The following is a 260-nucleotide window of genomic DNA, read 5'->3' as shown; positions in this document are numbered from 1 at the left end:
GAAGATTAGCGTGACGCAAAAGCGCGAGCATATGGCGATGGTGACTACCGAAACCGACGTAGCCAGCCTGCGCAAACAGCTGGCAGGTACAGCGCCTGGTCAATCAGAGCCACTACAACAACAACGTGTTGAAGCTGAAGATCTTTCTGCCTTTGGTCGGGGCTACCGTATTCGTGAAGATCGCTTTAGCTACTCTTTCAACCCAACACTTTCACAGTCGCTGGGCGGCCCGGAAGATTTCTATATGTTCCAGCTGGGGC

1 protein-coding gene is annotated in these 260 nt (G+C 53.1%); it reads left to right on the top strand.

The annotated features are described in order from the left end of the window. A partial coding sequence (locus V5P19_RS23870) for a YjbH domain-containing protein (protein WP_334408044.1) occupies nt 1–260 on the top strand: 260 nt, incomplete at both ends.

It is taken from the genome of Enterobacter sp. UNJFSC 003 (assembly GCF_036903355.1).
Taxonomy (GTDB): Bacteria; Pseudomonadota; Gammaproteobacteria; order Enterobacterales; family Enterobacteriaceae; genus Enterobacter.
This window is presented reverse-complemented; position numbering and strand designations above follow the sequence as displayed.